This window comes from Pseudoalteromonas sp. S4741 (assembly GCF_005886135.1).
GTDB classification, from domain to species: domain Bacteria; phylum Pseudomonadota; class Gammaproteobacteria; order Enterobacterales; family Alteromonadaceae; genus Pseudoalteromonas; species Pseudoalteromonas tetraodonis.
The window spans coordinates 22876-29441 of the sequence record NZ_PNCN01000042.1 but is presented as its reverse complement, the minus strand read 5'-3'; the positions used below and the strand labels follow the sequence as shown (position 1 = coordinate 29441).

Annotated in this window: 5 protein-coding genes; 2 read left to right on the top strand and 3 right to left on the bottom strand. The window is 36.8% G+C overall.

Translation table 11 applies throughout. The features are described 5' to 3' along the window. Positions 1-365 precede the first annotated feature (365 nt). Both CWC30_RS08010 and CWC30_RS08005 read right to left on the bottom strand, forming a co-directional pair. Positions 366-1802: a sigma-54 dependent transcriptional regulator gene (locus CWC30_RS08010; protein ID WP_138626821.1), complete on the bottom strand. Its 1437-nt coding sequence runs from the start codon at positions 1800-1802 to the stop codon at positions 366-368. Between the two features lie 277 nt (positions 1803-2079). Continuing rightward, positions 2080-4074: a motility associated factor glycosyltransferase family protein gene (locus CWC30_RS08005; protein WP_138626820.1), complete on the bottom strand. Its 1995-nt coding sequence runs from the start codon at positions 4072-4074 to the stop codon at positions 2080-2082. Between the two features lie 303 nt (positions 4075-4377). On the opposite strand from CWC30_RS08005, the gene fliS reads away from it, so the two are divergent. Both fliS and CWC30_RS07995 read left to right on the top strand, forming a co-directional pair. Then, entirely contained in the window at positions 4378-4779 is a 402-nt protein-coding gene (gene fliS, locus CWC30_RS08000; protein WP_138626819.1) for a flagellar export chaperone FliS, read from the top strand. Continuing rightward, on the top strand, positions 4779-5075 hold the full coding sequence (locus tag CWC30_RS07995) for a hypothetical protein (RefSeq protein WP_138626818.1): 297 nt from the start codon (positions 4779-4781) through the stop codon (positions 5073-5075). The genes fliS and CWC30_RS07995 overlap by 1 nt, the downstream gene beginning before the upstream one ends. A 51-nt stretch (positions 5076-5126) precedes the next feature. On the opposite strand, the gene fliD is transcribed toward CWC30_RS07995, so the two are convergent. Then, entirely contained in the window at positions 5127-6560 is a 1434-nt protein-coding gene (fliD, locus tag CWC30_RS07990; protein ID WP_138626817.1) for a flagellar filament capping protein FliD, read from the bottom strand. Positions 6561-6566 lie beyond the last annotated feature (6 nt).

Genomic DNA, 6566 nt, shown 5'->3' with positions numbered 1-6566 from the left:
GCGGTATGGTTTACGATCATATTAATAATTGTTTTAGGAAAGAAGAAGTTAAAAAGTTAGGGTTAAAGGTTAAAGGTTAAAGGTTAAAGGTTAAAGGTTAAGCAAATAGCATAACTTTAGGCTTTTTAGTTTTAACCCTTTAATTGTTATATTTACCCAAAAAACAGTAAGTTGGCACCCAACGCAGACGTGGGGTAAACCTGCTAAAAAATAGAACCGGTAACGGATTCAGTGTAACTACCAGTGTTTAGTTTTTCTAACCTAATACCTAATACCCAATACCTAATATCTAATACCCAATACCTAATACCTAATACCTAATACCCAACACCTAATACCTAATACCTAATACCTGTACTTAGCTCTCAATCTCTCGTCAGGTTATATTTTTTCATTTTTTCGACCAGAGTGGTTCGCCTTACGCCAAGCACCTCGGCAGCACGGGCGACAACGTAATCAAAGCGCTCTAATGCCTGTGTGATTAAGTTAATTTCAAGCTCAGCTAAGTACTCTTTAAGCTCAATACCTTCATCGGGCAATAAACCAGGTGCAGCCTGAACAAAATCATCTTCTAGATCTATTTCATCTTCGCTAAATCCGCCACTAAAAATATCATTAAAGGCATCACGCTCCATCAGCTCTTCTGGGTACTGTGGCTCATAGGCTTCAACTTCAATGTAGCGGTATTTATTGGGTAAATCAGGAACATCCACCACTTTATCGGGAAACATAATAACCATGCGTTCAACAAGGTTCGCCAGCTCACGAATATTACCTGGCCAAGAATGCTCTTTTAAACTATCAATAGCACGCTCTGTAAACTTAGCCGTAGTACCGCTTTGCTCATTTACGCGGCGCATAAGCTCTTTAAGTAGCAAAGGGATGTCTTCTGCGCGTTGAGCAAGAGATGGACTCTCAATAGGAAAAACATTTAAGCGATAGTATAAATCTTCTCGGAACGAGCCTTGTTCTATCATGTTTTCAAGATCACGGTGTGTTGCGGCAATAACACGCACATCAGCTTGAATCGCTTTGGTACCACCAACACGCTCATAACTACGCTCTTGGAGCACTCGCAGTAACTTAACCTGCATTTGCAGTGGCATATCCCCTATTTCATCTAAAAATAGCGTGCCACCTTGCGCTAACTCAAAACGGCCTTTTCGTGCTGAAATAGCCCCAGTAAACGCACCTTTTTCATGACCAAATAGTTCACTTTCTAATAGCTCAGCAGGAATTGCCCCACAGTTTACCGGAACAAAAGGCCCTTTATTACGCTTAGAAAGCAGATGTACGTTACGAGCAACTACTTCTTTACCTGTGCCCGACTCTCCTAAAATAAGTACGTTGGCATCAGTTTTAGCCACTTGCTCAATCAAAAAGCGTACATCTTTGACAGCTTCAGTTTCGCCAACCAAACCATCAAACGATTTATGTGGTTTAGGGTGTTTATGATCGCTTGGCAACATGCGTTGATATTGCTGGCAATCGTGCAAAAGTTGAGTAGTGACATCGTGGTTAAATGGCTCAGAAATCAACCCCACTACATTAGCAATGCTCAGTAGTGGTTTTAAGGTTTCGCCAATTAATAAAAAAGGAACTGCAGGATAGCGCTTAATTAAGCTTTCATGATCAAACTCTTGTAACGCTCCCAAGATAACCATGCATTCTTGTTGTTGGTACTTATTACACTCTTGTTCGAACTTTTCCTCGTCAAGGCTTAAAACAGCTTCACCAATAAATGTCAGTGAAGCATGTAAACCAATCGCACGATTATTATTATTATCTAGAATCAAGATCATTTGTTAGCGAACCACAGTTACAACAAGCTATTAGTATTTAAATTGTAAGCGAGTTTGACGTGGATGCAAGCACTCAACGGCAGTTTTTTGACATCATTGCCAAAAAACTGCCACTTTTTCACTATCCACTTTATAATTAAGGGTCAAAACCTTCAATGTACAAACTTTAGAGATTAATACAAAAGCACTGTAATAAGTGTTAATTAATAAAGCCATAGAGTAAATTGCTAACGTACCTAATAAATATTTTTACATAAATGTTCAAAGATATACCACACTAAATGTTACACACTTTTGTTAAATCAATATATACATCTTCTATGTGGCCATGGAATGCATCAACACAAGCATTAATAAATTCCATTCGATTTTCCAAATTACTGTAATAATAGCTGCATGCCATAATGTAACTTTGAAAATATTTAAATGAACCTTGAATTAACCAAAAAACAGCCTCATTATCTTTAGAAATTTTATGCAGTAGTTCATTTTGTAAATAAAATGCCCCAGCTAAGGACTCTCTACTATCAAAATTCATATTTGTAATTTGTAAAAGCTCCTCTAGATATGACTTTGTACTACTAACTACACTTAATGTATTTCTTTCTACCGCCTCCATAGACAAGTTCTCTAATGAAGACGAATTCTTTAGGAGTGACAATATTTTTTCTGGTTTATTTAAAATCTTGTTATTTACTTTAATATTAGAGATTTTTTTTGGTTCAGCATTTTCAATATACGCACCATCACATGTATTATAAGCTCTAACATTTGGTTTACTTTTCAATAATTCCTCAACACTTCCCCTTGATGAGTCAAAAGTAAAAGTTGTTAGCACTTCATCTCTGAAATTGCCTTTAACTTTTGTTTGCCCCTGCATGAGCCTATCTGCTCTCTCTCTGTATTTATAATCTTTATCATAATAAATACTGTCTTTTGCATGGTGAGTATCTTCTGAAATAAAACCAAAATCAGTCCCAACTAAATATATGTTTTCAAACCCTAATTCAGTTGCAACAACTAAGCCTGCATTAGTCACTGTTGGGTTAGTAAAACGAGGATATGAAAGTTGTGCATTTTTATCTGATAGTTTGATAAATGTCCCACCAGCATCATTGATTTTTGTTAATAAAAACGTTGACTTAAACCTCGCCAAAATCGGAGTATATACAGTATTAAGTGCTACAATATTTAGTTGTTCAAAACCAACATCAATTTCTTTATCCCTCTCTACAGCTAACACAGAATATTCCAACCTAGGAGAGCGCTCCATTTCAACATGAATGTCGGGTTTAATATTATTAGACAATAAAGCTTTCAGAGCTGTACCGCAGGAAACAATAACGAGATCTTCAATATGTAGTTTTATAAAATTAATTGCTAAATCTAAAGAAGGTCCATTAGCGACAAGAAAAACTGGCGCTTTTTTTAAAGGGTTTCTTATCGAGGCCGAATGTTTAATTACTGGGAATTTTGATTTTAAATTAGACAATGTATGTTCTAAGCCAATAACTTCATCTTCAAAAAAGCCCCAACCTGAACTCCATCTATACCCAAGACTTTTAATTTTATTAATGGTTTTTTCCATTAAAGGACTATCATAATGTTTAAAATAGTGAATTAAACTTACGTTAAACATCCCTTGCTTATGTAGAAGTGAATTAACCTCATAGACTACTGAGCTTTCATCTCCACCAACACAAATACGAAATACTCCGCCTAAAGAAACACAACGTTCAGCTAAAGGTCTTAGTTCTATACAATGTAATAGAGCATAGAAAGCACTGGGGTTTGGCTCAAACAACAGAACATTAAGAAGCTCTTTCTGATTAAAAAGCTCCTCAATTTGATAGCCAAGACCTGCACCCAAGAAACATACAAAATCAAGCCTTTTTTCCTGTGTAGGCCTTATAATTTTACCTGTAGTTTGTTCATTGCGTACATTATACATTGATTTCAGTAATGCTTGCTGTTTGAAATACATTTCCTCATCTGGAGAGTGTTGTATTTCATAACGAGAATAAACAGGATTATTAAGGTACTTAGACACCTGCTTTTTAGCTAAAAGTAAGGGGCTTTCTTCATATACGAAGCAACCATTATTCAATAAATTTATATTTCCATTTTTATCAAAAGCAATACCGGTGTCTGTCGCTTTAAAGTCTTTAAATTGTTCATAAATAGCTGGTAACTTCTCTTTAAAATAACTTAGATTTGCCAACAAGGTAGCTTGTAAAAGCATTTCTTTAATTTGAATCTCACTATCAGTCAAAATATACATTCCCGTAATTTATTAGTCGTTAACATGTAAACGGCCTGTTGAATAGTTTATCTATTCTCACGCAAAAAATTTATACAACTTAATTTTATAGCAAATAATAGGCCAGTAAATTAGCTAGTGTCACGTCGGTTTTTTGACAAACCAAACTAAGCTTTCTTTTACTTTTTATTTCCCAATGTTGGATAAATTAAGTAATTCGGTATATGCTTGTGACAAACAGCTACAGCACCCAAACCAAAAACATGGCATTATATTTGCTTTAGATTTATAAATATATTGATTCAAGGTTTTACCATGGCACATATTTCAGTAAAAAAATACAGTCAAGTTAGTGTTAGCAACATTAACGATATGACTCCTTATGAACAAATAAACCTAATTTTCAGCAATATCATCGGACGACTTGCCGCAACAAAAGGATTTATTGAGCGAAAAGAAATTGAAAAAAAAGGTGAAAACCTATCTACTTGCATTTTATTGTTTGGTGCTTTGCAAGATGCACTTAATTTAGAGGTTGAGCAAGATCAAAGCATTTCAAATAACTTGCTTGCATTATATGATTATTGCCAACGTAAATTAGTTGAAGCCAATGTAAATAACGACATTGATGCTATTAATGAAGTCGTCAGTATTGTAAAAGAAGTCAAAGAAGGTTGGGACAATATACCTGCAAATGAACGCAGCCCTGCTTTATAATGACAACACAAGTGAATGCGACGCAAGTAACCCAATTACTTTCACTCGTTAAAGAGCAAACGAGTGAAGGTAATGCTGATGATGCTTTGTTATCACTCAACGATTTAAACTCATTAATACAACAGTGGTGTGAGGGGAAAGGCTCGAATAAGCCAACCCGTGACGAACTTGCCAGTATTCAAGTAGAAATAAAAAACGCCTTATCTACTGCAATGCGGGTTAAAAGTGAAACTGCTGAAGCACTGTTGAAAAAAAAGCAGTCCTCTAAAGCTATTTCTAAATACAAACCTTTATAACTAAAAAAGCGCCAACTGTGAGTTTAGCGCTTTTTATCATTGTTGCTTTATTTAGTCTTGTTTTACAACACCAGGCATATTCTCTAACTGGGCCTGCACATAGCTACTAGTTGAATTAAGTTGCGCTACCAGCAAATCCATACTGTTGTACTGTGCGTACAGCCTTGATTCCAATGATTCCATTTTGCGGGCAAAGTCGATACGCTCATCATCAATTCCGTCTAACTGTGTTTGCTTACTATCAATACGGTTTTGTACGATGCCATCGCTATCAGTGTAAAAGCTCATTAGCTCATCAAACGACTGGGCAAAACCCTCGTCATCACTCTCACCTAAAAAGAACTCTTGTACTAAATCGACACCATTTTCAATTTGTTCATTGAGTCGCTCTGTATCTAAAGTTAGCTTGCCGTAACGATCAGCCTCAACGCCTAATTGCGAAAGTGATAAACTGCTGCCATCACTTAATGGCACTTCATTGGTCAACTGTTGACGCAGCTTTGACATCACCCCACGTAACATTGAGTCGCCCGCCATAACCCCTACACCATCTTCACCTGAAGCCCCCAAGTTATTACTTAACTCAAGTAATTCATTGTAGCTTTCGATAAAGCTGTTTAAGCCAGCTTGTATATTGCTGTTATTTTCGGTTACTTTTAGGCTACTTTCATCATCGTCGGTATCATGTACTTTTTTGGCTGTTATATCGATACCATCAATTACTCCTGTAAACTCATTGCTACTGCTCGACACAACTAAAGTATCGTCTATAGTTATTTGTGCATTTTGCGCGGCATTGACTTCAGTAATATTAGTAACATGACTTACAGGGTCAGCATCAGAAACATCATATGCTAGGCGCGATAAACCGCCGGTATCTGTGTTGTTACCATCGCTGTCTTGCACGGTAATAGTAATCGCATTTTCTTCACCGGTTTCTTTACTGGTGAGTACTAGGTGCTGGCCTTCATCACTGGTCACAATGGTCGCGACTACAGAATCGTTAGAATCTGAGCCTGTAAATGGGCCGTTATTAATTTGGTCTCTTAAATCTTGAAGGGTATTAGTCGGTGATAATACGGTGGAAAAACTGTTATCACCAGAGCCAATCGTAATAACGCCGCCACCAATGGCTTCATCAGCTGCAAACGCAGGCGATGACAGCTTATGGGCTTGCGCTAATGCATCGACCTTTACATTATAACTACCCGGCTGGGCGTCTTTATCTGAACTTAACGAAATAAAATCGTCATTACCAGAAACACTGCGTTTTTGGTAGTTATCAACGTCACCTAAGGCTTCCATGGATGTTTGTAGTTTTGCAAGGGCTGACTTTAATGCACCTGCTGCTGAAATATCGGTCGTAAGCGTTGCTTCTTTTGTATTTAAGCGTGATGTAAACGGTGCTTGCTCTGCATTAACTAAAGCATCAACAATATCTGATACCGCTAAGCCAGACCCTAAACCATTAAATGAAATAGTCATATTTAC

Coding starts and splice junctions, on each gene's coding strand:
- CWC30_RS08010 (WP_138626821.1), bottom strand. CDS start 1,802: ATGATCTTGATTCTAGATAATAATAATAATCGTGCGATTGGTTTACAT.
- fliS (WP_138626819.1), top strand. CDS start 4,378: ATGGCACATATTTCAGTAAAAAAATACAGTCAAGTTAGTGTTAGCAAC.
- CWC30_RS07995 (WP_138626818.1), top strand. CDS start 4,779: ATGACAACACAAGTGAATGCGACGCAAGTAACCCAATTACTTTCACTC.
- fliD (WP_138626817.1), bottom strand. CDS start 6,560: ATGACTATTTCATTTAATGGTTTAGGGTCTGGCTTAGCGGTATCAGAT.